General features: G+C 60.0%; 25 protein-coding genes. 16 read left to right on the top strand and 9 right to left on the bottom strand.

Going from position 1 to position 26285, the window contains the following annotated elements:
* Positions 1-9: 9 nt before the first annotated feature.
* From aceE to aceF, 3 genes are all read left to right on the top strand, one after another.
* Positions 10-2694 (top strand): pyruvate dehydrogenase (acetyl-transferring), homodimeric type, encoded by a 2685-nt coding sequence (aceE, locus tag MB824_RS02540; protein ID WP_238745676.1) that lies wholly within the window; start codon positions 10-12, stop codon positions 2692-2694.
* 228 nt (positions 2695-2922) lie between these two features.
* Positions 2923-3525 (top strand): hypothetical protein, encoded by a 603-nt coding sequence (locus tag MB824_RS02535; RefSeq protein ID WP_238745674.1) that lies wholly within the window; start codon positions 2923-2925, stop codon positions 3523-3525.
* A 70-nt stretch (positions 3526-3595) separates the two neighbouring features.
* The gene (gene aceF, locus MB824_RS02530) at positions 3596-5233 is read left to right on the top strand and encodes a dihydrolipoyllysine-residue acetyltransferase (protein WP_238745672.1); all 1638 of its coding nucleotides are present in this window, start codon (positions 3596-3598) and stop codon (positions 5231-5233) included.
* A gap of 155 nt (positions 5234-5388) precedes the next feature.
* Here the strand turns inward: aceF and MB824_RS02525 are convergent, their stop codons facing one another.
* The 5 genes from MB824_RS02525 to MB824_RS02505 all read right to left on the bottom strand — a co-directional run bounded on the left by MB824_RS02525 (position 5389) and on the right by MB824_RS02505 (position 10027).
* Entirely contained in the window at positions 5389-6138 is a 750-nt protein-coding gene (locus MB824_RS02525; protein WP_238745671.1) for a hypothetical protein, read from the bottom strand.
* 113 nt (positions 6139-6251) lie between these two features.
* Entirely contained in the window at positions 6252-6521 is a 270-nt protein-coding gene (rpsO, locus tag MB824_RS02520; protein WP_238745670.1) for a 30S ribosomal protein S15, read from the bottom strand.
* 209 nt (positions 6522-6730) lie between these two features.
* Positions 6731-8119 (bottom strand): HAMP domain-containing sensor histidine kinase, encoded by a 1389-nt coding sequence (locus MB824_RS02515; RefSeq protein WP_238745669.1) that lies wholly within the window; start codon positions 8117-8119, stop codon positions 6731-6733.
* A gap of 22 nt (positions 8120-8141) precedes the next feature.
* Positions 8142-8822 carry a response regulator transcription factor gene (locus tag MB824_RS02510; RefSeq protein WP_238745668.1) on the bottom strand — a complete coding sequence of 227 codons (681 nt, stop codon included), beginning with the start codon at positions 8820-8822 and terminating at the stop codon, positions 8142-8144.
* 245 nt (positions 8823-9067) lie between these two features.
* Positions 9068-10027, bottom strand: a complete 960-nt coding sequence (locus MB824_RS02505; protein WP_238745667.1) for a beta-ketoacyl-ACP synthase III — start codon at positions 10025-10027, stop codon at positions 9068-9070.
* A gap of 196 nt (positions 10028-10223) precedes the next feature.
* On the opposite strand from MB824_RS02505, the gene MB824_RS02500 reads away from it, so the two are divergent.
* The 11 genes from MB824_RS02500 to MB824_RS02450 all read left to right on the top strand — a co-directional run bounded on the left by MB824_RS02500 (position 10224) and on the right by MB824_RS02450 (position 20784).
* Positions 10224-11594, top strand: a complete 1371-nt coding sequence (locus tag MB824_RS02500) for a mechanosensitive ion channel family protein (protein WP_238745665.1) — start codon at positions 10224-10226, stop codon at positions 11592-11594.
* A complete protein-coding gene (gene nudB / locus MB824_RS02495; protein ID WP_238745664.1) occupies positions 11584-12042 on the top strand; it encodes a dihydroneopterin triphosphate diphosphatase in 459 nt (152 codons plus the stop codon). Before MB824_RS02500 ends, nudB begins: the two co-directional genes overlap by 11 nt.
* 201 nt (positions 12043-12243) lie before the next feature.
* Positions 12244-13653, top strand: a complete 1410-nt coding sequence (gene murC / locus MB824_RS02490; protein ID WP_238745734.1) for a UDP-N-acetylmuramate--L-alanine ligase — start codon at positions 12244-12246, stop codon at positions 13651-13653.
* Between the two features lie 131 nt (positions 13654-13784).
* Positions 13785-14702, top strand: a complete 918-nt coding sequence (locus tag MB824_RS02485; protein WP_238745662.1) for a D-alanine--D-alanine ligase — start codon at positions 13785-13787, stop codon at positions 14700-14702.
* Positions 14703-14716: 14 nt separating this feature from the next.
* Positions 14717-15517, top strand: coding sequence for a cell division protein FtsQ/DivIB (locus tag MB824_RS02480; protein WP_238745659.1), 801 nt, complete (start codon positions 14717-14719; stop codon positions 15515-15517).
* Between the two features lie 56 nt (positions 15518-15573).
* A complete protein-coding gene (gene ftsA / locus MB824_RS02475) occupies positions 15574-16881 on the top strand; it encodes a cell division protein FtsA (protein ID WP_238745657.1) in 1308 nt (435 codons plus the stop codon).
* Between the two features lie 86 nt (positions 16882-16967).
* A complete protein-coding gene (ftsZ, locus tag MB824_RS02470) occupies positions 16968-18152 on the top strand; it encodes a cell division protein FtsZ (protein WP_238745655.1) in 1185 nt (394 codons plus the stop codon).
* Positions 18153-18316: 164 nt separating this feature from the next.
* Positions 18317-19333 carry a ferrochelatase gene (gene hemH, locus MB824_RS02465; RefSeq protein WP_238745653.1) on the top strand — a complete coding sequence of 339 codons (1017 nt, stop codon included), beginning with the start codon at positions 18317-18319 and terminating at the stop codon, positions 19331-19333.
* A gap of 58 nt (positions 19334-19391) precedes the next feature.
* Entirely contained in the window at positions 19392-19634 is a 243-nt protein-coding gene (locus tag MB824_RS02460) for a glutaredoxin family protein (protein WP_238745650.1), read from the top strand.
* 55 nt (positions 19635-19689) lie between these two features.
* Positions 19690-20205, top strand: a complete 516-nt coding sequence (gene folK, locus MB824_RS02455; RefSeq protein WP_238745732.1) for a 2-amino-4-hydroxy-6-hydroxymethyldihydropteridine diphosphokinase — start codon at positions 19690-19692, stop codon at positions 20203-20205.
* Between the two features lie 81 nt (positions 20206-20286).
* Positions 20287-20784, top strand: a complete 498-nt coding sequence (locus MB824_RS02450) for a hypothetical protein (RefSeq protein ID WP_238745648.1) — start codon at positions 20287-20289, stop codon at positions 20782-20784.
* A 139-nt stretch (positions 20785-20923) separates the two neighbouring features.
* Here the strand turns inward: MB824_RS02450 and ubiA are convergent, their stop codons facing one another.
* Positions 20924-21826: a 4-hydroxybenzoate octaprenyltransferase gene (gene ubiA, locus MB824_RS02445; RefSeq protein WP_238745646.1), complete on the bottom strand. Its 903-nt coding sequence runs from the start codon at positions 21824-21826 to the stop codon at positions 20924-20926.
* A 124-nt stretch (positions 21827-21950) separates the two neighbouring features.
* Here ubiA and pncB point away from each other — a divergent pair, with 124 nt between their 5' ends.
* Together pncB and MB824_RS02435 are read left to right on the top strand one after the other, a co-directional pair.
* Positions 21951-23156: a nicotinate phosphoribosyltransferase gene (gene pncB, locus MB824_RS02440; RefSeq protein ID WP_238745644.1), complete on the top strand. Its 1206-nt coding sequence runs from the start codon at positions 21951-21953 to the stop codon at positions 23154-23156.
* Positions 23157-23281: 125 nt separating this feature from the next.
* Entirely contained in the window at positions 23282-23548 is a 267-nt protein-coding gene (locus tag MB824_RS02435; protein ID WP_238745642.1) for an SWEET family sugar transporter, read from the top strand.
* Between the two features lie 64 nt (positions 23549-23612).
* On the opposite strand, the gene tgt is transcribed toward MB824_RS02435, so the two are convergent.
* The 3 genes from tgt to MB824_RS02420 all read right to left on the bottom strand — a co-directional run.
* Positions 23613-24731 carry a tRNA guanosine(34) transglycosylase Tgt gene (gene tgt, locus MB824_RS02430; RefSeq protein ID WP_238745640.1) on the bottom strand — a complete coding sequence of 373 codons (1119 nt, stop codon included), beginning with the start codon at positions 24729-24731 and terminating at the stop codon, positions 23613-23615.
* 106 nt (positions 24732-24837) lie between these two features.
* Positions 24838-25791, bottom strand: coding sequence for an SLAC1 family transporter (locus MB824_RS02425; RefSeq protein WP_238745639.1), 954 nt, complete (start codon positions 25789-25791; stop codon positions 24838-24840).
* Positions 25792-26089: 298 nt separating this feature from the next.
* On the bottom strand, positions 26090-26285 hold a 196-nt coding region (locus tag MB824_RS02420), incomplete at its 5' end, for a hypothetical protein (RefSeq protein ID WP_238745637.1).

Genomic DNA, 26285 nt, shown 5'->3' with positions numbered 1-26285 from the left:
GGATGCACCATGTCCCAAACCTATAACGATATGAACGACGCTGATCCTATCGAAACCCAAGAATGGCTGGATGCGCTCAGTTCCGTGCTGGAAAACGAAGGCTCGGAGCGGGCGCATTTCTTATTGGAAAACCTGGTCAAATACACCCGCCGCCGCGGCGTGCACCTGCCGTTTGACGCCACCACCGCCTATCTGAACACCATTCCGGTGGGCAAAGAGCAAAAATCCCCCGGCAACCACGAACTCGAGCACCGCATCCGCTCGATCATCCGCTGGAATGCGGCGGCGATGGTGCTGCGCGCCGGTAAGAAAAATCTCGAACTGGGCGGCCACATCGCGTCCTTCCAGTCTTCGGCCACTTTGTACGACGTCGGTTTCAACCACTTTTGGCGTGCCAAAAACGAAGCCGCCGGCGAAGAAGGCGATCTGATCTACATCCAAGGCCACTCCGCCCCGGGATTTTACGCCCGTGCCTATGTCGAAGGCCGTCTGAGCGAAGAGCAGCTCAACAATTTCCGTCAGGAAGTCGGCGGCAACGGCCTGCCGTCCTACCCGCACCCGCACCTTCTGCCCGACTTTTGGCAGTTCCCCACCGTATCCATGGGTCTTGGCCCCCTGATGGCGATTTACCAGGCGCGCTTCCTGAAATACCTTGAATCGCGCGGCTTGGCCAAAACCAAAGGCCGCAAAGTCTGGTGCTTCTGCGGCGACGGCGAAATGGACGAACCCGAAAGCCAGGGCGCCATCGCGCTGGCCGCCCGCGAAGGCTTGGACAACCTGATTTTCGTCATCAACTGCAACCTGCAGCGCTTGGACGGCCCGGTGCGCGGCAACGGCAAAATCATCCAGGAATTGGAAGGCAACTTCCGCGGCGCCGGCTGGAACGTGCTGAAAGTGATTTGGGGCAGCCGCTGGGACGGCCTGCTCGCCCGCGACACCAACAACGTGCTCAAACAGCGCATGGAAGAGTGTCTCGACGGCGACTACCAGACCTACAAATCCAAAGACGGCGCCTATGTGCGCGAGCATTTCTTCAACACGCCCGAACTCAAAGCGATGGTCGCCGATATGTCCGACGACGAAATCTGGGCGCTGAACCGCGGCGGCCACGACCCGCACAAAGTCTATGCCGCCTACCACGAAGCGGTGAACAACGCCGGCGGCCGCCCCACCGTCATCCTGGCCAAAACCATCAAAGGCTACGGCATGGGCGCATCCGGCGAAGGCCAGAACATCGCCCACCAGGCGAAGAAAATGGACGTCAAATCGCTCAAACAGTTCCGCGACCGCTTCGGCATTCCGGTAACCGACGAGCAGATTGACAGCGGCGATCTGCCCTACTTCCGCTTCCCCGAAGACAGCGAAGAAATGAAATACCTGCGTGAGCGCCGCAACGCCCTGGGCGGCTACCTGCCCCAGCGCAACCCCAACAACGAAGCCCTGCCGATGCCCGCCTTGAGCGACTTCGACGCCCAGCTGCAATCGAGCGGCGACCGCGAATTCTCCACCACCATGGCCTTCGTGCGCATTCTCGCCACCCTGCTCAAAGACAAGCAGATCGGCCGGCGCATCGTCCCCATCGTTCCCGACGAAAGCCGCACCTTCGGCATGGAAGGCATGTTCCGCCAATACGGCATCTGGAACCCCAAAGGCCAGCAGTACACCCCGCAGGACAAAGACCAGCTGATGTTCTACAAAGAATCGGTTGACGGCCAAATCCTGCAGGAAGGCATCAACGAACCGGGCGCGATGGCCGACTGGATTGCCGCCGCCAGCAGCTACGCCAACAACCGCTTCGCCATGATTCCCTTCTACATCTATTACTCCATGTTCGGCTTCCAGCGCGTAGGCGATTTGGCCTGGGCGGCGGGCGACATGCACGCGCGCGGCTTCTTGCTCGGCGGCACTGCCGGCCGCACCACGCTCAACGGCGAAGGTTTGCAGCACGAAGACGGTCACAGCCAAATCCAGGCCGACCTGATCCCCAACTGCGTAACCTACGACCCCACCTTCTCCTACGAAGTGGCCGTAATCGTCCACAGCGGTCTGCAGAGAATGTACGTCGATAACGAAGACGTCTTCTTCTACATCACCCTGATGAACGAAAACTACACCCACCCCGCCCTGCCCCAGCGTGAAGGCATCGAAGAGCAGATACTCAAAGGCATGTACCTGCTGCGGGAAGGCGGCAAAGGCGACAAACGCGTACAACTGATGGGCTCCGGCACCATCCTGCAAGAAGTGATTGCCGCCGCCGAGCTGCTGAAAAACGATTTCAACGTCGAAGCAGACATCTGGTCCTGCCCGTCCTTCAACCTGCTGCACCGTGATGCCATCGAAGTCGAACGCCACAACCTGCTGCACCCCATGGGCGAGCAGAAAACTCCCTTCGTAACCGCCCAGCTGCAAGGCCGCGAAGGCCCCGTTGTCGCCGCCACCGACTACGTGCGCAGCTTCGCCGACCGCATCCGCGCCTACATCCCCAACGACTACCACGTCCTGGGCACCGACGGTTTCGGCCGCTCCGACAGCCGCGCCAACCTGCGCTCCTTCTTTGAAGTCGACCGCTACCACGTCGCCATAACCGCGCTCAACGCCCTGGCCGAGCAAGGCAAAATCGGCAAAGAAACCGTGCAGCAGGCCATCGCCAAATACGGCATCCAGACCGACACCGCGCCGAGCTGGAAACGCTAAGGCGGATAAGGCAGCCTGAAAACCGTATCCCAAAGTTTTCAGGCTGCCGCCTTCAAGCTTTTCAAAAAGATTCTCAGACAGCCTTCTGGCAACTATTCAAAGGTCGTCTGAAAAAACCGAAAACCGCCAGATAAGGCAGCCTGAAAAGGCCGTCTGAAAAGAGAAATCTGCTTTCAGGCTGCCTTTAAACACTTCAAGGCAGCCTGAAAGCCCATCTTGGAAACCGCCATGAAACTTTCGTTTACCGGCACTGCCGCAATCCTGCTGCTGGCCGCCTGTTCCAGCCCCGCCCCCGTCGTCCAACAGGGCGGCGGCTACGACAGCGGCACGCAGGCGCGCATCCGCCTGTACGGCCAAAACCAAAAGCCCACCCTGATCACCAGCGGCATCGACTGCGCCGCCGGCGAGCGCGGGCAAAAAAGCAATATCGGCGGCAGCATGGGCGACGCCTTCGGCTCGCTGGTCGGCTCGGTGAAAAGCCACAGCATCGGCATTCCCGCCACCGAAAACAGCAAAGCCCTCGGCAGCAAAAACGGCATTCTTTCGCGCGCCTTCTTCCGCGAAATGGCCGTGCCCGCAGGCAAAGCCGTCAACGTGGAAACCGCCTTTGTCGGCCTGACCAACACGCTTCAAACGCCTGCTTACACCGTCCACACCAACGAAGGCAGCTGCACTTCGCGCGCCGCTTCTTTCGTGCCCGAAGCCGGACACGACTATGAAGTGGTCGGCGTGAGCGGCAAAGCCTGCGGCGTCGCCGTGTACGACATCGCCGCCGACGGCAGCCTGAAAGCCGTGCCGCTGGCAAACGCCGTCAAATGCAGCAGGCGTTAGAAAGCCTGTTTTTCAGACGGCCCCAAGCAGCCTGAAACCCTTTCCCTAAACAAATAACCTAAGGAAAAACATGAGCATCGTAGAAATCAAAGTCCCCGATATCGGCGGACACGAAAACGTCGACATCATCGCCGTCGAAGTCAAAGCCGGCGACACCATCGCCGTGGACGACACCCTGATCACCCTGGAAACCGACAAGGCGACTATGGACGTGCCCGCCACCGATGCCGGCGTGGTCAAAGAAGTCAAAGTCAAAGTCGGCGACAAAATCTCCGAAGGCGGCGTGATTCTGCTGGTGGAAACCGACGGCGCAGGCACAGCCGCCGCTCCGGCTGCCGCGCCCGCACCGGCCGAACAGCCCGCCGCCGCGCCCGTTCAGGCTGCCCCTGCCGCAGGCGGCGCCACCGTACAGGTGGTCGTGCCCGATATCGGCGGCCACAGCGATGTGGACGTGATCGCCGTCGAAATCAAAGTCGGCGACAGCGTGGCCGAAGACCAAACCCTGATTACCTTGGAAACCGACAAAGCCACCATGGACGTGCCCTGCACCGCCGCCGGCACCGTTACCGCCGTGCACGTGAAAGTGGGCGACAAAGTTTCCGAAGGCAGCCTGATTATCGACGTTGCCGCCAGCGGTGCCGCCGCAGCCGCACCCGTTCAGGCTGCTCCTGCCGCACAGGCCGCCGCGCCTGCTCCCGCACCCGTTCAGACGGCCGCTCCCGCACCGGCTGCCGCTCCCGCCGTACCGGTGGCCGCCTTCGGCAGCACCCCTGTCAACGAAGCCGGTTTCGCCAAAGCCCACGCCGGCCCTTCCGCCCGCAAACTGGCGCGCGAACTGGGCGTCGATCTGAGCCTGGTCAAAGGCAGCGGCACCAAAGGCCGCATCACCAAAGACGACATCAAAGCCTTCGTCAAATCCGCCATGCAGGGCGGCGCGGGCAAACCCGCAGCGGCCGGCGCATCGCTCGGCGGCGGTTTGGATCTGCTGCCGTGGCCGAAAGTGGATTTTGCCAAGTTCGGCGAAATCGAAGTCAAAGAACTCTCCCGCATCAAAAAAATCTCCGGCCAAAACCTGTCGCGCAACTGGGTGGTGATTCCGCACGTTACCGTTCACGACGAAGCCGACATGACCGAGCTGGAAGAATTCCGCAAACAGCTCAACAAAGAGTGGGAGCGCGAAGGCGTGAAACTCTCGCCGCTGGCCTTTATCATCAAGGCTTCCGTGGCCGCGCTCAAAGCCTTCCCCGAGTTCAACTCCTCGCTGGATGGCGATAATCTGGTGCTGAAAAAATACTTCCACATCGGCTTTGCCGCCGACACGCCCAACGGCTTGGTTGTACCGGTAATCAAAGACGTGGACAAAAAAGGCCTGAAAGAAATCAGTCAAGAGCTGACCGAGTTGAGCAAAAAAGCCCGTGAAGGCAAGCTCAAACCGCAGGAAATGCAGGGCGCGTGCTTTACCATTTCCAGCCTCGGCGGCATCGGCGGCACCGGCTTCACCCCGATTGTCAACGCCCCCGAAGTCGCCATCTTGGGCGTGTGCAAATCGCAGATGAAACCGGTTTGGAACGGCTCCGCATTCGAGCCGCGCCTGATGTGCCCGCTGTCGCTCTCGTTCGACCACCGCGTCATCGACGGCGCCGCCGGTATGCGCTTCACCGTGTTCCTCGCCAAGCTGTTGCAGGACTTCCGCCGCATTATGCTGTAAAACGCGCGGACAATACAAAGGCAGCCTGAAAAGTTTTCAGGCTGCTTTTTTTGCGCCCTGCTCCGTTTTATCCGTGGTCGGTATTGGGCATACAAACAAACCCCGCTGCTTTTCAGGCTGCCTGAAAACCAGCGGGGTTTGGTGCGATTGTGCGTTTAGTTGGAGATGGCGTCCATGCGGTTGCGGACGCGTTTTTCCAAAGTCAGCAGTTCGCCGATTACGCTTTCCTGATCGGTTTCCTTGCCGGCGGCCGTCCACCATTTGTGGCTGATTTCGCCGCCTTTGGGCGTGAAGGTCTCGGCAAGTTTGGAGCCGTTGCTGCGGTAGGCAACGGTTTTGACACCCTTGCCTGTCTCTTCAATCTCCATCAAGACCTGGCCGTGCTCATCATAAATAATCTGGCTTTCGCGGCTTTTGTCGCGCGGGTCTTTGCGGATTTCCAGCGCCGGCTTGCCGTCAACATAAGAAACCGAGTAAACCAGCTCGCCTTTTTCATGGTCGGCAAAATTGGTCAGCTTGCCTTCGGGCGAATACCAAATGGTGCGCCCTTCGGTACTTTCGGCATCAAAGTCAGTAGGATCGGCGTCTTTGCGCATGGCAACGGGATCGATCTGTTTGGCTTTGCTGTCCTGATAAAAATCCTGAACCACGGCTGCGCCGTCTTTGGTGTGGCCGAGCAGCACGCGGTAATAGCCGCCGGCCTGCGGGCCGTCGGCGCGTTCGCTGTCGGCGCTGTAGTAGGCGATGATTTGGTTGGCGGGCGCCGGTTTGGCAATCTTCGGCGCTTTGTTGTGGCGCACGGCCTGCTCGACCGTCGGAACGGCACGGGAAATGTCTTTGGCGGTAGCCTGCAGCGGCAGCGCGGCAGCGGCGGAAAGTGCCGCCAGCATCAGCAGTTTTTTCATGGGTTTCTCGTTTACGGTGGTTTGGGGAAAACAATCCGGCTTTCAGGCTGCCGGATTCGCAACAGCTACAAATAAGGCTACCTGAAAACTCAGGCAGCCTGAAAACGCAGGTCTTATTTGCGCAGACCCAGACGGGAAATCACGTTGCGGTAAGTTTCCGCATCGGTGCGGCGCAGGTAGGCCAGCAGGCGGCGGCGGGCGCTGACCATTTTCAGCAGGCCGCGGCGGCTGTGTTTGTCTTTGGGGTTTGCTTTGAAGTGGGGCGCCAAGTCGTTGATACGGAAAGTCAGAAGGGCGATTTGCACTTCTGAAGAGCCGGTATCGCCTTCTTTGCGTTGGAAGTCTTTAACGATTTGCGCTTTTTGTTCTACGGACAGAGCCATGATGAATTTCCTAAAATAAAAAAAGCCTTGCGGCGACAAGTTTGGCCAGCTGGCAAAGCAACCTGCTCAAACTCCGAACCCGCCGCGCTCGTGCGCCGACGGGAGCGCGGATTATGCCACAAAACGCGGCGGCGTACAGGGGATTTTCTGCTTTTTTTCAGGCTGCCTTTGTCCTTTGTTGCACGACTCCAGACAAGGCAGCCTGAAAACTATTTTTTGCCGCCCGGCAGCTGGGTTTTGGGCAGGATAAAGTGGATCTTCAGGCCGCTTGGGCTGACGTTTTCGGCCAGGATTTTGCCATCGTGCTGCTCGGCAATGTGCCGCGCCAGCGCCAGCCCCAGGCCGGTGCCGGGTTTGTTGCCGCTGCTGTCGGCGCGGTAAAAGGCGGTGAAGATGTGCGGAATCTGGTCTTCGCGGATGCCCGGGCCGTTGTCGGTGATTTCGATGTGCAGGTGGTGGCGGTCTTCGTGGCAGCTCAAAAGAATGGTGCTGCCGGCGGGGCTGTAGTTCATCGCGTTGCGGATAACGTTATCAAAAGCGCGGTAGAGATAGCCTTCGTTGCCGTTAAAGCGGGCTTCCGGATTGATGCCGCGCACTTCGAGCGATACGGTCTGCTCGTTTTGCTGCGCCACCGGCTGGCTGTCTTCTACCAGCTGCTCTAAAAAGGGCAGCAGGGCGAAGGGTTCTTTTTCCAGCGGGGTGTTGGCGGTTTCCAGCCGCGACAGGGTCAAGAGTTCGCCCACCAAAGCATCCATCCGTGTCAGTTCGCTTTCGAGCTTGCCCAGATACACTTCCTGCTTTTGCGGCTGCATGTGCAACAAGCCAAGCAGCGCCTGTATCCGCGCCAGCGGCGAGCGCATCTCGTGGGAAACGTGGTGCAGCAGGTGGCGCTCTTTTTCCACCAGCTTCTGCAACTGCGCGGCCATGCGGTCAAAATGCACGCCCAGGCTGGCCAGCTCGTCTTTGCGATCGTCCAGCTGCTGCGAGACGCGGGCGTTCAAATCGCCGGATGCCAGCCGGTTCATGCCTTTTTCCAAAATTCGGATCGGGCGGGAAATATTGCTGGCCAGGATATAGGCCAGCAGCAGGCCGACAATCAGGGTAACCGCCAAAATGATGAATTCGTGCCATACCGGCGCCACCGACAGACCGGGAATCAGCAGGCCGGGCATCGGTTTGACGGTGTTTTTGTCGAAATCGCGGATAAAAAACAGATACTCTTCGCCAAAGGGGTCGTAATAGATGGCCGACAGATTGGAATTGGGGTTTTTCAGGGCGAAATCATAGGCGTGCGCCACTTCGTCCGGCTGCACGCTGCGGCCGAGAATGTCCTGTTTGTTGTCGCCGGTGATGATGATGACGTTCTGCGCCGACGGATCGCTGCGCCAGCGCTCGAGCAGGTTGCGCGTGGCGTCTTCGCCCTGCGCCTGAAAGGTGGTGAGCGCGTTGGAGAGCAGGTTGATTTCCATGGTGCGCGTACGCTGGAAATGGTTTTCCACCATGCGGGTCTGCAAGAGCCACACAGAAAAACTCGCCACGAAGATGGCGCAGATGATGACCATACAGAACGTGGCGAAAATTCTTTGAAATAATTTCATGTTGCGCTAAAGCACGGAACGTTTAGTTTTTAACAAACAGATAACCCAAACCGCGCACCGTTTGAATCAGCGACGCGTCGCCCAATTTGTGACGGATGCTGGAAATGTGCACATCGATGCTGCGGTCGAACTTGGCCAGCTTGCGGTCGAGCGCTTCTTCCGAAAGCGTGTCTTTGCTGACCACTTGTCCGGCGTGGCGCATCAGCACTTCCAAAAGGTTGAATTCGGTGCTGGTCAGCTCCAGCGGCTTGTCGCCGACTTCCGCCTGCCGTTTGGCCGGGTAAAGGGTAACGTTGCTGGCGGTAATGCTGCTGGCGTTGCTCGCCGGATTTTCACCGCTCTGCTGGGCGCGGCGCAAAATGGCATTGATGCGCGCCAAAAGTTCGCGCGGCTGGCAGGGTTTGGGAACGTAGTCGTCGGCACCCATTTCCAAGCCGATGATGCGGTCGATGTCGTCGCCTTTGGCGGTGAGCATGATGATGGGGATTTTGCTCTGCGCGCGCACGGTTTTGAGTACGTCCAAACCGTTCATTTTCGGCATCATCGAATCCAATACCACCACATCGTAGGGATTGTTCAGGATTTCCTGCACGCCTTTTTCGCCGTCGGGCGCACGGCTGACTTCCAAACCTTCGGCGCCGAGATATTCGGCCAGAAGTTCGGTCAGGGTATCGTCGTCGTCTACCAATAATACGCGGCTCATGGGGGTTTCCTTTCGTTCAACTGGAAAATCTGCGGTTTCAGGCTGCCTGAAACCTGCTTGCGCTTATCTTAACAGTATTGTCTTTACATTCCTAGCGCGGCTGCTTCGGGCTTTGCGCTTTTTTGCAAAGCGCGGCGGCGCCTTAACAATCATCCAACTCCGAAATATAAGGCAGCCTGAAAGCGTTGGCGGGGCATTTTCGCTTTCAGGCTGCCTGAAAAATCATTGTGCAGAGAGCAGACGGTTTAATACTTCAGCAGCACCGCTCCCCAGGCAAAACCGCCGCCGATGCCTTCGAGCAGCAGATGCTGGCCGCGGACGATTTTGCCGCTGCGGATGCCGTCGTCCAGTGCCAGCGGCACCGATGCGGCGGAAGTGTTGGCGTGCTCGGCCACGGTAAGGATGACTTTTTCCATGCTGATGCCCAAATGTTTGGCGGTGGCTTCGATGATGCGGCGGTTGGCCTGGTGCGGCACGATCCAGTCGAGCTTTTCGGCGGAGAAGCCGGCTTCGGCCAGCACTTCGTCGGCAACGGCGGCCAGCTGCTTGACGGCGAATTTGAACACGCCCTGCCCGTCCATTTTCAAAAAGGGCAGGCCGGTTACGCCGCCGTCGGCGATTTGCGCGGGCACGTTGAGCAGGTCGAGGTAGTTGCCGTCGGCGTGCAGTTTGCTGCGGATCAGGCCGGGTTCGTCGGAGGCGCCGAGCACCACCGCGCCGGCGCCGTCGCCAAAGAGCACGCAGGTGCTGCGGTCGTTCCAGTCGAGGATACGACTGAACACTTCGGCGCCGATAACCAGCGCGCGTTTGGCCATGCCGCTGCGGATGTAGGCGTCGGCGGTGGTGATGGCATAGATGAAGCCGGCACAGACGGCCTGCAAGTCGAATGCGGGGCAGCCTGAAATGCCGAGCTTCTGCTGGACGATGGTGGCGGTGGAGGGAAACTGCATGTCGGGGGTGGCGGTGGCAACGATAATCAAATCGATATCCTGCGGCTGCAGGCCTGCCGCTTCCAAGGCGCGGCGGCCGGCGGCGGCGGCCAGGTCGCTGGTTTTCTCGTCGTCAGCGGCCAGACGGCGGGCTTTGATGCCGGTGCGGCTGCTGATCCATTCGTCGGAGGTATCGACGCGCTGGGCGAGGTCGTCGTTGCTGACGCGGTTGGCGGGCAGGTAACTGCCGGTACCGAGAATTTTGGCATAGGTCATGGCGTGTTCTTCGACAATGGGTAAATGAAATAAAGTCGGCTATTGTACGCGAATAGCGCCCCGCTCCTCAAATAAGCGGCACACGCCGCCCCCCGCCAGCCGGCTTCAGGCAGCCTGAAACGGTTTTTCAGGCTGCCTGAAGCCGCATCGGCTATAATCGGCGACACACACACTTAGCCAAAACCGGAACCGAACAATGGACAAAACGACAATCAACGAATGGCTCTCGGCACATATGGTCAGCCGCGACGAGTTCGCCTTCCAGCTTTTGCAGCGCAGCTTCAGGCAGCCTTCGGGCTGGGTGGAGCTGGCGCTGGCGACGGCCTTGGCCGGCGGCGCCTTCATGCTGTGCCGCTTTATCGAAAAACGCGGCTATCTGGAAAAATTCATCCACTGGCATCCGCTGCGGCATATCGTGGCGCGGATTTTGTGGCCGCTGCTGATGCTGGCCGCTGCCGCAGTGGCGCTGGTTATCTGGCCGCTGGCCGGCTTTCCGGCCGTCTGGCTGCAGTTTCTGGCGCTGGCCGCGTACTGGATGATTATGATCCGGCTGGTGCTGGCGGTTATCAACCAGGCCTTGCCGGAAAACAATTTCTCCAACCGCCTCGAACGCACGGCCTCCACAACGCTGTGGGTGTGCTTCCTGCTGTGGGTGTCGAGCGTGGACGATCTGATTATCCGATGGATGAAATCGCTGAAGTTTTCCGTCGGATCGTCGCACCTGAGCCTCTACACCATCCTGACCGGCCTGCTGTGGGTGGGCATCGTGATGGTGCTGATGATGTGGCTGGCCAAGTGGATCAACACGCAGCTGATGCGCACCACCCGCCTGGACATCAACCTGCGCATCGTGCTGGGCAAAGCGGTGAAAACCCTGCTGATGATCCTTTCGGTGCTGATTGCCCTGCCGCTGGTGGGCATCGACCTGACGGTATTGTCGGTATTCGGCGGCGCGCTCGGCGTCGGCCTCGGCTTCGGCTTGCAGAAAATCGCCAGCAACTACGTTTCCGGCTTCATCATCCTGGCCGACCGTTCCATCCGCCCCAACGACCGGCTCACGGTAAACAACTTCACCGGCTACGTCAGCGAAATCACCGCCCGCTACGTGGTACTCAGAAGCGGCAGCGGGCAGGAAGCGCTGATTCCGAACGAAACCTTCGTTACCTCCACCGTTATCAACGAGTCCTACACCGCCCGCTCACTCAAACACAGCCTGAACATCCAAGTCGGCTACCAGACCGACCTGCCACAGGCGCTCGAAATCCTCAAAGCCGCCGCTGCCGCCGAGCCGCGCGTGCAGGAGAACCCCGACCCCAGCGCCTATCTGGTGGGCTTCGGCGACAACGGCATCGACCTCACCCTCGGTTTTTGGGTCAGCGACCCCGAAAACGGCTTTCTCGACCTCTCCTCGCGCATCCTGCTCACCATCTGGCAGCGCTTCCGAGAAGAAGGCATCGAATTCCCCTACCCGCAGCGCGAAGTCCGCATCCTCAACGACAACCCCGCCCCTGCCGTTACCTTACAGAAAAGCGCAACCGCCGCAGAAAGCCCGTCTGATGCAGCCTGAAACACCCAAGCCGCCCAAACGCCCCGTTTCCGTACTGGTGCTGCTGCACGACGGCCAAGGCAGCGCCCTGCTGCTCGAGCGCGCCGACCGCGCCGGCTACTGGCAGTCGGTAACCGGCAGCCTGGAAGCAGGCGAAACCCCGTTTCAGGCTGCCTTGCGCGAAACTGCCGAAGAAACCGGCCTTATCCTTTCGGCAGATCAGCTGCGCGACTGGCAGCACCACACCGAATACGAAATCTACAGCCACTGGCGCCACCGCTACCCGCCCGGCACCACCCGCAACACCGAGCACTGGTTTTCCGCCCGCGTGGCCGATCCCGCGCAGGTGCGGCTGTCGGCCGAACACACCGCCAGCCGCTGGCTGCCGCTGGCCGAAGCCGCCGCTATCGTGTTCTCGCCCTCCAACCGCGACGCGCTGCTGCGGCTGGCCGCCGAAGAAGTAGCCTGAAAACCGTCCGCCGCCGCTGAACCGTTCCGCTAGCGCCCGCCTTAGCGCCGGCAGTTTCGAGCATTCCCTCGAAAAAAGCAGCCTGAAAAACCGCAAAAAACATGGCAAACCGCCGGCAGGCGCTTTAGAATGGCGGCTTTTTGCTTTCAGGCTGCCTTCTGCCGCCCGAAAACGAAAACCGCCCACACCATTGCAAACACCATGAAAAACCGCGTCAAGAAAATCCACTTCGTCGGCATCGGCGGCTCCGGCATGTGCGGCATCGCCGAAGTGCTGCACAACCTGAACTTCCGCGTTTCCGGCTCCGATCAAAGCCCCAGCGCCGTAACCGAACGCCTGCAGCAGGCCGGCATCCGCATTTTCCACGGCCACCGCGCCGATCAGGTGGAAGACGTGGACGTCGTCGTTACCTCCACCGCCGTTAAAGCCGACAATCCCGAAGTGCAAGCCGCCGTTGCCCAGCACATTCCGGTGATTCCGCGCGCGCTGATGCTGGCCGAACTGATGCGCCTGCGCGAAGGCATTGCCATCGCCGGCACCCACGGCAAAACCACCACCACCAGTCTCACCGCCTCGATACTCAGTGCCGCCGGCCTCGATCCCACTTTTGTTATCGGCGGCAAACTCACCGCCGCCGGCAGCAACGCCAAACTCGGTCAGGGCGACTACATCGTTGCCGAAGCCGACGAAAGCGACGCCTCCTTCCTTTACTTAAGCCCCGTGCTCACTGTGGTTACCAATATCGACGAAGACCACATGGACACCTACGGCCACGACGCCCAGCGCCTGCACCAGGCCTTTATCGACTTCGTCCACCGCATCCCCTTTTACGGCAAAGCCTTTTTGTGCAGCGACAGCGCCAACGTCCGCGCCATCCTGCCGGAAATCCGCCGCCCCTACTCCACCTACGCCATCGACGACGAAAACGCCGACTTGCGCGCCTACGACATCGAAGCCGCCGGCGCACAGATGCGTTTCAAAGTCGCCTACCGCGGCAAAACCGGCAACCTGAATTTCGACGTGCGCCTCAATCTGCCCGGCCGCCACAATATTCTCAACGCGCTGGCCAGCATCGGCATCGCCCTCGAATGCGGCGTGCCGGTAAGCGCCATCCAAGACAGCCTGCGCCACTTCGCCGGCGTCAACCGCCGCTTCCAGCACTACGGCGAAATCCCGCTGCCCAACGGCGGCAGCGCGCTGGTCATCGACGACTACGGCCACCACCCCGCGGAAATGTCCGCCACCCTGGCCGCCGCCCGCGGCGCCTATCCCGACCGCCGTCTGGTGCTCGCTTTCCAGCCGCACCGCTACAGCCGCACCCGCGATTTGTTCGACTCTTTCGTCAGCATTCTCGCCAGCGCCGATGCGCTGGCACTCACCGAAGTCTATGCCGCCGGCGAAGCGCCCATCGAAGGCGCCGATAGCCGCGCTTTGGCGCGCGCGCTGCAGGATAACGGCGCCGGCGAGCCGCTCTACTGCGAAAACATCGCCGCCCTGCCCCACGCCCTGCTGGGCTTTCTGCAGGATGGCGACGTACTCTTGGCAATGGGCGCCGGCAGCATCAGCAAAACCGCGCAGGCGCTGGTCGATCTCACCGCCAAAACTGCCTGATCCTTTCAGGCTGCTTTCCTGCATACGGCAAAAGCAGCCTGAAAAAACGGCCGCGCCCCGTTTTTTCCGTTTTCCACCGTTTTCAGGCAGCCTGAAAGTTTCAGGCTGCCGCACGCACAGAAAGTTCCACCATGCACAGTATCGGTAAAGTAGCCGTACTCGCCGGCGGTTTTTCCGCCGAGCGCGAAGTGTCGCTCAATAGCGGCCGCGCCATTCTCGCCGCCCTGCAAAGCAAGGGCGTCGATGCCCATTTGTTCGACCCTGCCGAACGCGGTTTGTCCGCACTCAAAACCGAAGGTTTTCAGGCTGCCTTCAACATTCTGCACGGCACCTACGGCGAAGACGGCACCGTACAGGGCGCGCTCGAAGCGCTGGGCATCCCCTACACCGGCAGCGGCGTGCTCACCTCGGCGCTGGGCATGGACAAATACCGCAGCAAACTGATCTGGCAGGCGCTCGGCCTGCCGGTGCCGCCCTTTGCCGTGCTGCACGATGACAGCGACTTTGCCGCCGTTGCCGCCGAACTCGGCCTGCCGCTGTTTATCAAACCCGCCGCCGAAGGCAGCAGCGTCGGCGTTTATAAAGTCAAAACCACCGCCGAACTCGAAACCCGCTACCGCGAACTGCGCGGGCAAAACCTGCACGGCGAAATTCTTGCCGAGCGCTTTATGTCCGGCGGCGAATACACCTGCGCCATCGTCGGCGGCCAGGCGCTGCCCACCATCCGCATCATCCCCGCCAACGAGTTTTACGACTACGAAGCCAAATACCTGCTCGACAATACCGTTTACCAATGCCCGTCGGATTTGGACGAAGCGCAAGAAAAAGAAATGCGCTCGCTGGCGCTGCGTGCCTTCGAAGCCCTCGGCGGCCGCGATTCGTGGGCGCGCGTCGATTTTCTGCGCGATGAAAACGGCAAACTCTATCTGCTGGAAATCAACACCGTCCCCGGCATGACCGACCACAGCCTGGTGCCCAAAGCCGCGCTGGAAGCGGGCATCGGCTTTGCCGATTTGTGCCTGATCATCCTGCAAACCGCCCGCGCCTGATTCGGAGAGCCGCCGTGAAGCTGTTTTATTACGCCGCCTGGCTTGCCGTCTTAATCGCCGGTGCGCTGTGGCTGAACAAGCACCCCTATTTCCGCATCGCCAGCATCGACATCGTTCCCACCGAAGGGCAGGCCGCCCTGCAATACGCCAGCAAGGAAAAACTGTTTGAGCGCGTGCGCCCCAGCCTGACCGGCAGCTTTTTCAGCGTCGATGTCGGCCGCGCGCAGAGCATTGTCCAAAGCGACCCGTGGGTGGCCGACGCCAAAGCCGAGCGCGTTCCGCCGCACACCATCAGAATCCGCGTCAGCGAACACAAACCCTTTGCCCGCTGGCTGCGCGACAACGAACACGCCGGACTGGTCGATGATAAAGGCCGCATTTTTCAGGCTGCCTACGATGCCGAACTGCCCGAGTTTGACGGCGAATCGCGCGATATGCCGCTGATGATTGAGAACTACCGCGCCTTCAGCACCAAGCTGCAGCCTTTGCGTTTGAAGATTCTGCGTTTACAATACAGCCCGCGCTCGGCTTGGACGCTGATGCTCGACAACGGTGTCGAAGTGCGTCTGGGTCGGGAAAACATCCACCACCGCATCGGCCGCTTCGCCGAATACTGGTCCGGCCATCTGGCGGCGCACGCCCATGCGCTCGATTATGTCGATATGCGCTATAAAGACGGTTTCGCCGTCGGCTACCGCAGCAAATCCGAGCGCCCCGCCCTACCCAAAGACGACGATGCCGAAGCACCCGATACCGAAGCGGCCGAGAGCGCCGCACCGAAAAACAACAACAAAGCCAAAACCCGCCGCCGCTGAGTTTCAGGCAGCCTGAAAAGCATCCGCGACGGCATTTTTCCGGGAAACCGCCCTATATGGAAAACAAACAATACGTCTGTGCCCTAGACATCGGCACCTCGAAAGTCATCGCCCTGATCGGCGAAATCATCGACGAAGAAATCCACATCGTCGGCTTAGGCCAGGTCGAATCGCGCGGCCTCAAAGCCGGTATGGTCAACAATATCGACGCCACCGCCCAGGCCATCCGCCAGGCGGTCGGCGAAGCCGAACACATGGCCGACTGCAAAATCCGCAGCGTAACCATCGGCATCTCCGGCAACCACATCAGCAGCCGCAATTCGCAAGGCGTGGTCAAAATCAAAGACGGCGAAGTCACCCAGGCCGACATCGAGCGCGCCAAAGAAACCGCCAAAGCCGTCAATATTCCGCCCGACCACCAGGTGCTGCACACCGTGGTGCAGGAATACATCATCGACAACCAGCCCGGCGTGCGCGAACCCATCGGCATGAGCGGCATCCGCCTCGATACCCGCGTCCACATCATCACCGGCGCCGCCACCGCATTGCAAAACCTGCAAAAATGCATCGAGCGCTGCGGCCTGAAAGTGGACGAAGTGGTGCTGCAGCCCTTGGCCAGCGCCGATGCGGTGCTCACCGAAGACGAAAAAGAACTCGGCGTGTGCGTGCTCGACATCGGCGGCGGCACCACCGACATCGCCGTTTACACCAACGGCGCCATCCGCCACACCGCCGTTATCCCGATTGCCGGCGACCTGATTACCCGCGACCTCGCCCAGGCGCTACGCACGCCCTACGGCGCCGCCGAGCGCATCAAAATCTTCCACGGCGTCGCCACCGACCATCCCGATATCGAAGGTTTGGACGAAATGGTCGAAGTCCCCAGCGTTGGCGATCGTCCGCCGCGCCAGATCGCCCGCCGCGTGCTCGCCAGCATCATCGGCCCGCGCGTCGAAGAAATTTTGGAACTGGCACTGAACGAATTGCGCCGCTCCGGCTTCCCCGAAGACGTGCTTACCTCCGGCGTGGTGCTTACCGGCGGCGCTTCGCTGCTCAACGGCTGCACCGATCTGGCCGAAAACGTCTTCAACCTGCCCGCCCGCGTCGGCGTGCCGCAGGAAATCAGCGGCGTTTCCGAACGCATCCGCAACCCGCGCTACGCCACCGTTATCGGCCTGCTGCAAACCGCGCAGGAGCGCGCCCTGCACCACGGCAGCAGCGCCGGCGTTCCCGTGCGCCGCCGCGACAGCGAAGCGCCAGCCGATCATACGCCGGCACCGCAGCGCAGCCATGCCGTCCACGAAGAAGACGACGGCGAAAGCTGGTGGACGCGCACCAAACAGTGGATAAACGAAAAATTCTGATCCGCCCTCCCCTTTCAGGCTGCCCCGGCCGCCGCCCGATTACCATTACCATCACCCGCCCCGAGCGTTAAGGAGCTTGCACTATTATGGAAAACACCGCCAACCCCACCATCGAAACCGTCGTCGGTTCGACTGTCATCAAAGTCATCGGCGTCGGCGGCGGCGGCTGCAACGCCATCAACCACATGATCGAAAATCCGATCCAGGGCGTCGAATACATCAGCGCCAACACCGATGCCCAATCGCTGCAGGGCAATCTGGCGAAAAACAAAATCCAGCTCGGCGTCAACCTGACCCGCGGTTTGGGTGCCGGCGCCAATCCCGAAGTCGGCCGCGATGCCGCGCTGGAAGACCGTGAAGCGATTGCCAAACTGATCAGCGGCGCCGATATGCTGTTCATCACCACCGGTATGGGCGGCGGCACCGGCACCGGCGCCACTCCGGTGATTGCCGAAGTGGCCAAAGAACTCGGCATCCTGACCGTGGCCGTGGTTACCCGCCCCTTCAAACACGAAGGTCGCCGCACCGCCATCGCCCAGGAAGGCATCGACAATCTCAAACGCCACGTCGATTCGCTGATCGTAGTGCCCAACGACAAACTGCTCGCCGCGCTGGGCAAAGGCGTAACCGTACGCGCCGCTTTCCGCGCCGCCAACAACGTGCTGCGCAACGCCGTGGCCGGCATCTCTGAAATCGTTACCTACCGCGGCCTGATCAACGTTGATTTTGCCGACGTCAAAAACATGATGAGCATCACCGGCATGGCGATGATGGGCATCGGCGAAGCCAGCGGCCCCGACCGCGCCCGCATCGCCGTACAGGAAGCTATCTCCAGCCCGCTTCTGGACGATATCAACCTCAACGGCGCCAAAGGCGTGCTGGTCAACATCACCACCGCGCCCGAATGCTTCATTCTCGACGAATACGAAGAAATCATGGCCAAGGTTACCGAATACGCGCTGCCGGATGCCGAACTCAAATTCGGCAACGTCGAAGACGAGAACATGGACGAAGACGCCATCCGCATCACCATCATCGCCACCGGTCTTGAAGACCAAAACCAGCCGCGTCCCGCAGCGCCCGTGCGCAGCACCCCCCGCCACGACGCGCTGGGCGGCGACGGCGCCGGCATGATTATCTCCGGCCGCAAAACCCGCAGCATGAACCTGGTGGCCGCCGACTTCTCCAGTCAGTCGGTACTCGACGATTTTGAAGTTCCCGCCGTCGTCCGCCGCCAAGGCCTCAACAACAATAACGGCGGCAACAACTAAAGCGCCGCACCGCCCGCAGGCAGCCTGAAAACCTTTCAGGCTGCCTGTTTCCCGAAAGCAGCCTGAAAAGGCACCATGCGCTTTTCGCGCAAACCACAACGACAAGGGCGCGAAACGCCGCAATCCCGACGGATTGCCGGCAGCCCCGCCACCACACCACTGCCATGAAATCTTTGAATCCCGAACCCAAGCCGGCAGCCGGCGGCCGGCAGAAAACCGGCGTGCTGCTGATCAATCTCGGCACCCCCGCCGCTCCCACCGCCGCCGCCGTGCGCCCCTATCTGCGCAGCTTTCTTTCCGACCGGCGCATCGTCGAGCTGCCCGCCCTGCTGTGGCAGCCGCTGCTGCGCGGCGTGATTCTGCCGCTGCGCGCCAAAAAAAGCGCCGCCAACTACGCCAAAGTGTGGTTTAAGGAAGGCTCGCCGCTGGAAGTGTTTACCCGCCGCCAGTGCGAAGGGCTGCAAAGCCGGCTGCCTGAAGATGTCGCCGTCGCCTATGCGATGAGCTACAGCGAACCGTCCATCCCCTCGGCCATCGAAGCACTCAAAGCGCAGGGCGTCGGCCGGCTGATTGTGCTGCCGCTGTATCCGCAATACGCCGGCAGCAGCAGCGGCGCCGCGCTTGACCAGGTGCACGATGCCTTGAAGCGCCAGCGCAACCAGATGTCGCTGCGCACCGTCAGCCGCTTTTACGACCATCCCGCCTACATCGGCGCCCAAGCCGCGCAAATCCGCAATTACCGCGCCCAACACGGCAGCGGAGGCAAACTGCTGTTCAGCTTCCACGGCATCCCGCTGCGCCACGAGCGCAACGGCGACCCCTACCAGTCGGAATGCCGCCACAGCGCCCGCCTGATTGCCGCCGAACTCGGTTTGGGCGAACAGGATTACGAAGTCTGCTTCCAAAGCCGCTTCGGCCCCGCCAAATGGCTGGAACCCAACACCCAGCAGCTGATAAAACAGCTGGCGAAAAAAAACGCGGGCGGCCGCATCGACATCGCCTGCCCCGGCTTTGTTGCCGACTGCCTCGAAACCATGGAAGAAATCGCCATCAGCGGCCGCGAGCTTTTCCATGCCGCCGGCGGCAGCGACTACCACTACATCCCCTGCCTCAACGACAACCCCGACTGGCTCGACGCGCTGGCGCAAATCGTGCGCGAAAACGGCGCCGGCTGGCTGTAATCCGTTTTTTAGGCTGCCTGCAAAGCAGCCTGAAACCCGTTTCGGAAGCACCCGCACCATGACCCTGACCCTGATGTTCCGCGAATACTGCGGCCTGTGCCACCAGATGCGCGACGCGCTGCGCCCCCTACAAGAGCGCTGGGGCTTTGAGATTGAAATCGTCGATGTCGATGACGACTCCGCGCTCGAAGAAAAGTACAACGAGCTGGTGCCGGTGCTGCTGCATGGCGCCCACCAAATCTGCCACTGGCATCTCGATGCCGCCGCGCTCGAAGCCTATCTTGCCGCGCAGGCAGCCTGAAAAACGCCCGCCGCGTTTTCAGGCTGCTTTTCCCATTGTTTTCCCGTTTACCGCCATGACCGCCACCGCCCTTATCGCCTTCGGCAGCAATCTCGAAAATCCTGTCGAACAGGTGCGCCGCGCCATTGCCGCCGTTGCCGCCCTGCCCGTTATCCGCAGCCTGCAAGCCTCGTCGCTGTATTTGAGTGCGCCCGTCGGCTATGCCGACCAGCCCGATTTCGTCAATGCCGTCGCTCTCGTTGAAGCCGACTGCGGCGCGCGCAAGCTGCTGCACCTGCTGCAGGACATCGAAACCCGTTTCGGCCGCGTGCGCAGCTTTCGCAACGCCCCGCGCACTCTGGATTTGGACTTAATCGACTTTGCCGGCAGTACATCCGACGACGCCGAACTCACCCTGCCCCACCCGCGCGCCCACCAGCGCAGTTTCGTGATGCTGCCGCTAGCGGAAATTGCTCCCGACTACCCGATCGGCAGCCACGGCCGCGCCCGCGATCTGGTGCAGGCACTCGGCAGCACCGGCATTGAAAAACTTGGCGCCGCCGCCGCAAAAAGCGCTGCCGAAAACCGCTGAAACCTTTATAATCCGCAGCGGCTTTCAGGCTGCCTGAAAGCCGTTTTCCCCCATCCAAACCGACAACAAAGGACTGTTTACATGAAATTCTGGCAAAACCTCGGCAAAAACCTCTCCAAAGCTGCCCTGCTGCTGGGCAGCATTGCTCTGCTCGCCGCCTGCAGCAACCCTGAAGTGGAAGATTTGAAAGCCATCAGCGAAGCGGTGAAAGCAACCGGCTACAGCAAAGAAGCCAACCAAAAATTCCAAGACCGGCTGATGGCCGCCAAGAGCGAAGAAGAACAAAAAGCCATTGTTGAAGAAATGCTGGTCTTCTTCCGCCCGCTGCCGGAAAAATTGAACGCACTGAACCTGCAATCGGAAGAAGGCAAAGCCATCCGCAACAACCTCTCGCAGGGTATGGGCGAAATGGTTGCCGGCATCGAAAAAGGCTTTAAGCTCGATGCAAAAGATCCTAATAATGCCGCCGCGATGATGGAAGCACAAAAGCAAATGATGAGCGGCCAGCAGAAGCTGATGGCCGCCCAAACCCAACTGGCCGCCGCTGCCGCCAAACACAAACTGAAATTTGAAGAGTAAAACCTTTCAGGCTGCCCTGCTTGAAGCAGCCTGAAAACTGATGCGCCGCCCGAGTTATCCCGGGCGGCGTGTTTTATTCGGCTGTTGCCCAAACAATTTTCAGGCTGCCCGCTAAAGGCAGCCTGAAAACAAAAAATCCTTAAGAACCGATGCCGTACTGCACCGCCAGCGCGGTAAACCACAGCCAGCCGATTTTGTTGTTGTCGAGAAAAACGGCAAAACACTCGTCGCGATCCCGCCCCTGAATGCGCAGATAGTGGCGCCATTGCCAGTAAACCGTCAGCACCAGCGCCGCCCAAAACGGCCAGCCGGCACCAACGGCCATGCCCACCTGCATCATCAGCAGATCAAACAGGCCGTGACAGAGCATCGCCATTTCGGCATCGAGCCGGCCGAAAGTGATGGCCGAAGTTTTGATGCCGATTTTCAAATCGTCTTCCTTATCGGCCATCGCGTAGATGGTGTCATACGCCAGCGTCCAGCACAGATTGGCGGCAAACAGCCACCAGGCATAGCCCGGCACGCGCCCCTGCACAGCGGCAAAAGCCATCGGAATACCGAAAGAAAAAGCAATGCCCAGATAAAGCTGCGGCAGCGGGAAAAAGCGCTTGGCAAAAGGATAGCTGAAAGCGACAAACAGCGCCGGCAGGGCAAACAGCCAAACGGTGCGGTTCAGGGGAATCAAACAGCAGGCGGCCAGTAGCACCAGCACCGCCGCCAGCCGCAGCGCTTCTTTTTCCGCCACTTCGCCGCGGGAAAACGGCCGGCCGGCGGTGCGCGCCACGCTGCCGTCGAAATCGCGGTCGGCCCAGTCGTTGATCACGCAGCCGGCGCTGCGCATCAGCAGCGTGCCCAGCGCAAAGCACAGCAGCACGGTATTGTCCGGCCGCCCCTGCGCCGCCAGCCACAGCGCCCACAGCGTCGGCCACAGCAGCAGCAGCGTGCCGATGGGTTTGTCCAAACGCATCAGGCGGGCGTAAACGCCGGCCTTGTGCAGCCATGTGCCGGCTTTCAGGCTGCCGGCAAGCGGTTTGTCGCTCATGTTTTCTCCTTGCTGAAACTGGCGCGGATTATAACGCAGCCGCAGCACGGCGCCCCTGAGATTTTCCGCACAAAGCGGCGCAAACGTGCTTTAATCGCGCTTTGTCCGCAACATCCAAGCCCTTATGCCGATTATCCGCTCCCTGCTCGATACCGACCTTTACAAATTCACCATGCTGCAGGTGGTGCTGCACCAGTTTCCCGAAACCCACAGCGTTTACGAATTCCGCTGCCGCAACAACGACCAGACCGTCTATCCGCTCTCCGAAATCCGCGACGACTTCGAGCGCGAACTCGACGATCTGTGCAACCTGCAGTTTAGCGCCGACGAGCTGGACTACCTGCGCGGCCTGCGCTTTATCAAAAGCGACTTTGTCGATTATCTCGAACTCTTTCAGCTCAAACGCCGCTTCGTGCACGTGCACATCGACGACGAAAACCGTCTCAACATCCGCATCGAAGGGCCGATGATTCAGGCGATGTTCTTTGAAATCTACATTCTGGCCATCGTCAACGAACTCTATTTCCGCCGTCTCGAAACCCCCGCCGTGCTCGCCGAAGGCGAAAAGCGCCTGCGCGACAAAGCCACGCTGCTTACCGCCTATGCCCAGCACCAGCAGCCGGGCGATCCCGAATTTCTGGTGTCCGACTTCGGCACCCGCCGCCGCTACAATCCGGCCTGGCAGGAACATGTGGTGCGCACCCTGCACCAGGCCGCGCCGCAGGTGTTTCGCGGCACCAGCAACGTCTATCTGGCCAAAACCCTCGGCCTTACCCCCATCGGCACCATGGCGCACGAATTTCTGCAGGCCTTCCAGGCGCTCGACGTGCGCCTGCGCGACTTCCAAAAAGCCGCCCTCGATGCCTGGGTGCACGAATACCGCGGCGATTTGGGCATCGCGCTCACCGACGTTGTCGGCATGGACGCCTTTTTGCGCGATTTCGACCTTTACTTCGCCAAACTTTTCGACGGCCTGCGCCACGACAGCGGCGACCCCTATGTTTGGGGCGACAAAGCCTATGCCCACTACCGCAAGCTCAAAATCGACAGCCGCACCAAAATGCTCACCTTCTCCGACGGCCTGACGCTGGAGAAAGCCTGGGATTTGCACCAGTATTTCAAAGACCGCTTCAAAACCAGCTTCGGCATCGGCACCAATCTCACCAATGACATGGGGCACACCCCGCTCAACATCGTGTTGAAACTGGTCGAATGCAACGGCCAGTCGGTGGCCAAACTCTCCGACAGCCCTGGCAAAACCGTTACCGACAACAACACTTTCCTCGCCTATCTGCGCCAAGTATTCGGCATCGGCAGCGAAGCAGCCTGAAAAGTTTTCAGGCAGCCTGAAAAAACGCCACACTCCCGAAAAACCTTTGAAAAATCGACGCAAAGTCTTTATCATGCCGCCCTTTTGCGCTGCAGCTGCAGCAAACACACACGGAAGGAAAAAACATGACCGAAAAACAAATCCGCATTCTCGGCACCATCGGCAGCATCATGGCCGTTGCCATGTATGTGGCCTATGTTCCGCAAATCGCCGCCAATCTCAAAGGCCGCGAAGTAACTTTCTTAGAACTGCTGCAGCCCTTGGTGGCCAGCATCAACTGCACCATCTGGGTGGCCTACGGCCTGTTCAAACAGCCGCGCGACTGGCCGATCGCCGTCGCCAACGCCCCGGGCATCGTGCTGGGTCTGGTCGCTTTTATCACCGGCCTGTAAGCACACGGCAAAATACAGCAAAAAGGCAGCCTGAAAACTTTTCAGGCTGCCTTTTTGCCGTTTATTACGCTTCAGGACTGGTGCCGCGCAGCTCGTGAAAATGCGCCCGCCAGTCGGCGAATTTTCCCTGTTCGATGGCTTCGCGCATTTCTTCCATGATTACCTGATAAAAATGCAGATTGTGGATGGTATTGAGCTGTGCGCCCAGGATTTCGCCGGCGCGGTGCAGGTGGTGCAGATAGGCGCGGCTGAAATTTTGACAGGTATAACAGGTACAGCTTGCGTCCAGCGGCGCGGTGTCGTGTTTGTGCTTGGCGTTTTTGATTTTCACGTCGCCAAAGCGGGTAAACAGCCAGCCGTTGCGGGCGTTGCGCGTGGGCATTACGCAGTCGAACATATCCACGCCGTGTGCCACGCCGTACACCAAATCTTCGGGCGTGCCCACGCCCATCAGATAATGCGGTTTGTGCGCGGGCAGCATCGGGCCGACGGCGCGCAGCATGCGGTACATCTCGGGCTTGGGTTCGCCGACACTCAAACCGCCGATGGCCAGCCCCGGGAAGTCAAATTCTTCCAGCCCGCGCAGCGACTGTTCGCGCAAGTCTTCATACATCGCGCCCTGCACGATGCCGAAGAGCGCGTTGGGGTTTTTTAGGTCTTCAAACGCCTTTTTCGAGCGCTCCGCCCAGCGCAGACTCATTTGCAGCGATGCTTCGGCCTGCGAGCGTGTGGCTTCGCCGGGCGTGCATTCGTCCAGCTGCATGGCGATGTCGGAATTCAACACGGTTTGGATTTTCATCGAGATTTCGGGCGAGAGAAACAATTTGTCGCCGTTAATCGGGCTTTTGAAGGTGCAGCCCTCTTCGGTGAGCTTGCGCATATCGGCGAGCGAAAACACTTGGAAGCCGCCCGAGTCGGTGAGTATCGGCTTGTCCCAGCCGATAAAGCGGTGCAGGCCGCCGAATTGTTCGATGACTTCCAGCCCGGGGCGCAGCCACAAGTGATAAGTGTTGCCGAGAATAATCTGCGCTTTGATGTCGTGCAGATTGGCGGGCGACATGGCTTTGACCGAGCCGTAAGTACCCACCGGCATGAAAACGGGTGTTTCGATGCTGCCGTGGTTGAGTTCGAGCGTGCCGCGGCGGGCGTGACCGTCGGTGTTGTGCAGGGTGAATTTGAGCATGGTGTGCCTGATGGCGGGGAAACAAAGGGGCGGATTATAAACGAATCGGGCTTTCAGGCTGCCGCCAAAGCAGCCTGAAAGCCGTTTTTCTGCCGTTTCGCCGTTTTCAGGCTGCTTTTAACCAAAACCGCCCCTGCGCAATCCGCAGCGCCGTCATCAGCACCAACAGCGCAATCAGCGCATTGGCAAACCAAAACACGCCCGTCCAAAACAGCGGATACGCCGTTTGCGCGCGCATGGACAGCGCCACCGCCGCCATCGACGCCGCGCCGAACGAGAACGACCAATGTCCCACGGCAAAGCCGTATTCCAAAATCCACGGCAGCAGGCGCAGCAGGTAAAACAGCTGCAAAAAGCCGTAGCCGACCAAGATTTTGACCACGTTGTCCACCTGCCCGCCCGTAAGCGCCAGATACGCCGCCGCGCCAACAAAAGCGGGCGCCAGCACGATGCCGATGGCGGGGCGCTGGTCTTTTTCCAAACGGAACAGCCGCATGCGCTGCAACAGCAGCGGTTCAAACATGATCCACGCCAGCGTGCCCGCGCCCCAAAACATCCAGCCGAAATCGTGATGCCCGAGCACCACCATCGCGCCGGTGCTGGTGTAGTTGGCGGCGACCGCGGGCAGGTAAAACGGCGGCTGCACTGATTTTTCGGTAAACACGTCGCCCTGCCACAGCGAACCGATGCGGATGCTGGAATACACCAGCTGGCCGGCAACGCCAGCCCAAATCAGCGCTTCGCCCCAGCCCGTCCAGCGGCGCAGCACTTCGCCGACGATAATCGTGCTGATCGCCACCAGCGCGATATAGGAAAAGCGCACGGGGCAGCGCCATTCGTCCAGCAGCTGCTCGCGGTAGGCAAGCCATTTGTAGGCGAACATCAGCGCAAACAGCGCCCAGCTGCCCACCGACAATACGCCCGCTGCGGTGCCGAACCACGCCGCCAGCTGCGGATAAACGTCCGCCGCGTGCGACCACGCCAGCGATAATGCGCCCAGGCCCAGGGGGATGCCGAAATAGCCCGTCGGCATCGGAAACGGTTTTTTGGCTGATGCCATTGTTTGCTCCTTTGGCAGCCTCCTGCGCTGCCGATTAAAAAGCGGCGATGGTACGGCTTTGCGGCGGGGCAGACTTCGCCCTAAGGCTCAGGATATGGTCTTAAGCACTCATTATGTTTTCAGGCTGCCTTGCAAAGTGCAAGGCAGCCTGAAAATGTGGGGGGCTGTTGAGCGGCGGCGTAGCGGGCAGATTGGCGCTGGTTTGTTTAAGGGCTTCTTGTCATACACACGGGCAGCCAGTTGGGCGTAGGTTTTTACATCGATTGCCATGATTCTCTCCTAAGTTTATGAAATAAAATTACCAGTATTTGGTGTCAAGATTAATATACTTATACCTAGATTGAACATTACTTTTAAACTCTTTAGGGTGTACTCTATTCAATGGTTTGTCATGTAGGAAAATTTCTTTCGGCATTTTTCCTACTTTTAGAGTGTACTCCAAATTGGCATCCCTACCATCCAGCGATTTGTCAAACTCCACCTGCTGCCATTTC

It is taken from the genome of Kingella pumchi, from assembly GCF_022288825.1.
In the GTDB taxonomy this organism is placed as follows: domain Bacteria; phylum Pseudomonadota; class Gammaproteobacteria; order Burkholderiales; family Neisseriaceae; genus Kingella_D; species Kingella_D pumchi.
Note: the sequence above shows the minus strand (reverse complement) of the source record. Positions and strands in the feature narration are given on the sequence as shown.

Coding starts and splice junctions, on each gene's coding strand:
- aceE (WP_238745676.1), top strand. CDS start 10: ATGTCCCAAACCTATAACGATATGAACGACGCTGATCCTATCGAAACC.
- MB824_RS02535 (WP_238745674.1), top strand. CDS start 2,923: ATGAAACTTTCGTTTACCGGCACTGCCGCAATCCTGCTGCTGGCCGCC.
- aceF (WP_238745672.1), top strand. CDS start 3,596: ATGAGCATCGTAGAAATCAAAGTCCCCGATATCGGCGGACACGAAAAC.
- MB824_RS02525 (WP_238745671.1), bottom strand. CDS start 6,138: ATGAAAAAACTGCTGATGCTGGCGGCACTTTCCGCCGCTGCCGCGCTG.
- rpsO (WP_238745670.1), bottom strand. CDS start 6,521: ATGGCTCTGTCCGTAGAACAAAAAGCGCAAATCGTTAAAGACTTCCAA.
- MB824_RS02515 (WP_238745669.1), bottom strand. CDS start 8,119: ATGAAATTATTTCAAAGAATTTTCGCCACGTTCTGTATGGTCATCATC.
- MB824_RS02510 (WP_238745668.1), bottom strand. CDS start 8,822: ATGAGCCGCGTATTATTGGTAGACGACGACGATACCCTGACCGAACTT.
- MB824_RS02505 (WP_238745667.1), bottom strand. CDS start 10,027: ATGACCTATGCCAAAATTCTCGGTACCGGCAGTTACCTGCCCGCCAAC.
- MB824_RS02500 (WP_238745665.1), top strand. CDS start 10,224: ATGGACAAAACGACAATCAACGAATGGCTCTCGGCACATATGGTCAGC.
- nudB (WP_238745664.1), top strand. CDS start 11,584: ATGCAGCCTGAAACACCCAAGCCGCCCAAACGCCCCGTTTCCGTACTG.
- murC (WP_238745734.1), top strand. CDS start 12,244: ATGAAAAACCGCGTCAAGAAAATCCACTTCGTCGGCATCGGCGGCTCC.
- MB824_RS02485 (WP_238745662.1), top strand. CDS start 13,785: ATGCACAGTATCGGTAAAGTAGCCGTACTCGCCGGCGGTTTTTCCGCC.
- ftsA (WP_238745657.1), top strand. CDS start 15,574: ATGGAAAACAAACAATACGTCTGTGCCCTAGACATCGGCACCTCGAAA.
- ftsZ (WP_238745655.1), top strand. CDS start 16,968: ATGGAAAACACCGCCAACCCCACCATCGAAACCGTCGTCGGTTCGACT.
- hemH (WP_238745653.1), top strand. CDS start 18,317: ATGAAATCTTTGAATCCCGAACCCAAGCCGGCAGCCGGCGGCCGGCAG.
- MB824_RS02460 (WP_238745650.1), top strand. CDS start 19,392: ATGACCCTGACCCTGATGTTCCGCGAATACTGCGGCCTGTGCCACCAG.
- folK (WP_238745732.1), top strand. CDS start 19,690: ATGACCGCCACCGCCCTTATCGCCTTCGGCAGCAATCTCGAAAATCCT.
- MB824_RS02450 (WP_238745648.1), top strand. CDS start 20,287: ATGAAATTCTGGCAAAACCTCGGCAAAAACCTCTCCAAAGCTGCCCTG.
- ubiA (WP_238745646.1), bottom strand. CDS start 21,826: ATGAGCGACAAACCGCTTGCCGGCAGCCTGAAAGCCGGCACATGGCTG.
- pncB (WP_238745644.1), top strand. CDS start 21,951: ATGCCGATTATCCGCTCCCTGCTCGATACCGACCTTTACAAATTCACC.
- MB824_RS02435 (WP_238745642.1), top strand. CDS start 23,282: ATGACCGAAAAACAAATCCGCATTCTCGGCACCATCGGCAGCATCATG.
- tgt (WP_238745640.1), bottom strand. CDS start 24,731: ATGCTCAAATTCACCCTGCACAACACCGACGGTCACGCCCGCCGCGGC.
- MB824_RS02425 (WP_238745639.1), bottom strand. CDS start 25,791: ATGGCATCAGCCAAAAAACCGTTTCCGATGCCGACGGGCTATTTCGGC.